General features: G+C 73.6%; 1 protein-coding gene. It reads left to right on the forward strand.

Going from position 1 to position 1,817, the window contains the following annotated elements; translation table 11 throughout:
• Positions 1-82: 82 nt before the first annotated feature.
• The coding region (locus APY03_RS40020; RefSeq protein ID WP_232324187.1) for a serine/threonine-protein kinase at positions 83-1,817 on the forward strand (1,735 nt) is incomplete at its 3' end.

Genomic DNA, 1,817 nt, shown 5'->3' on the forward strand with positions numbered 1-1,817 from the left:
TGACTCGCCCGCCGGGGCGAACTCCCGGCTCCAGCCTCAAGCAAAGCGCAACGTACGAGAAGAGCCCGGAAGAGGTTGCCCCATGACCAACCCCGACTCCTCGCGGACCCTGCCGCCGAACGGCGCGGACGACCCGACGCAGGTCGTCACCGGCGCCGGCCCGACGCTCCCCTCCGCCCAGGCACCGACCTTGACCCCGACCTCGCGCACGTCGTCCAGCACCAACGACCAGGCCGGCCTGCTCCCCATCGGCAGCCACCTCGCCGAATTCGAGGTCACGCGCGTCGTCGGCCAGGGCGGCTTCGGCGTGGTCTACGAGGCCTGGGACCCGACGCTGGAGCGCGTGGTCGCGATCAAGGAGTACCTGCCCAGTTCGCTGTCCACCCGCCAGGGCGACGGCACCGTCGCGCCGTTGTCGGAGCGGCACCGAGAGACCTTCGAGCTCGGCATGCGCAGCTTCATCAACGAGGCTCGCCTGCTGGCCCAGTTCGACCATCCCTCGCTGCTCAAGGTCTACCGCTTCTGGCAGGAACGCGGCACCGCCTACATGGTGATGCCCTTCTACCGCGGCGACACCTTGCGCCAGGCCCTGCAGGCGATGCCGGGCGGGGCCGACGAGCGCTGGCTGCTGCACATCATGGACGGCGTGACCCGGGCGCTGTCGGTGATGCACGCGGCCCACTGCTACCACCGCGACATCGCGCCCGACAACATCCTGCTGCTCGAGGACTCGGGCCGGCCGGTGGTGCTGGACTTCGGCGCCGCGCGGCGGGTGATCACCGACAAGACGCAGGCCATCACCGTCATCCTCAAGCCCGGCTACGCGCCCATCGAGCAGTACGCCGAGATGCCGGACATGACGCAGGGCGCGTGGACCGACGTCTACGCGCTCGCGGCCGTGATGCACGTGGCCGTGAGCGGGCGCGCGCCGCCGCCCTCGGTGGCGCGGCTGCTGGCCGACAGCTATGTGCCGCTCTCGGGCAACGAGGCGCTGCGCCAGCGCTACAGCGCCGGCCTGCTGGCCGCCATCGATGCCGGCCTGGGCGTGCGGCCCGAGTCGCGGCCGCAGTCCATGGCGGCGCTGCGCGAGGCGCTGGGGCTGGACGGCGGCGCGACGGTGATCCGGCCGTCGTCCGGCCCATCGCCCACGTCGGCGGGCGCGAGGATGCCGCCGCCACCGGCGCCCGCGGCACCCGCCAAGGGCAAGGGCGCGGCCCTCGCGGGCGTGACGGCGATGGCCGTGCTGGCTGCGGCCGGCGGATGGTGGTGGTGGCAGGGCCGCGCCGTCGGCGTCGACGACGGCAAGCCGCCCGTCGTCGCCGCTCAGCCGCAGCCCGCCGACGTCGCGCAGGCGCCCGCGCCGCCGCCGCCACCGCCACCGCAGTCCGTCCAGCCGCGCACGCCGGCCGAGTCGCTCCAGTCGCTGGCGGAGGGCGCCGCGCCCGGCTTCGAGGTGACGGCGAGCCCGCGCAAGAGCGAGGTCGCGATCGGCAAGGACAAGCTGGGCTTCGAGCTGCGCAGCAAGCGCGAGGGCTACGTCTACGTCTACCTGCTGTCGAGCGGCGGCGAGCTGTTCCTGCTGTTCCCCAACCTGCTGGACAAGCACAACAAGATCGCCGCCGGCCAGAGCTTCGCGCTGCCGCGCGCCTCCTGGCCGATGGACGCGGGCGGGCCAGCCGGCGTCAACCAGTTCGCCGTGCTGGTCAGCTCGCAGGAGCGCGACTTCAGCGGCGCCGGGATCCAGAGCGAGGGCGTGTTCCCGCAATTCCCGCTGCCGGTGCTGGCGGCGCTCGAGGCCGCCCGCGGCAGCGGGCCGC

Source organism: Variovorax sp. WDL1 (assembly GCF_001541225.1).
In the GTDB taxonomy this organism is placed as follows: domain Bacteria; phylum Pseudomonadota; class Gammaproteobacteria; order Burkholderiales; family Burkholderiaceae_C; genus Variovorax.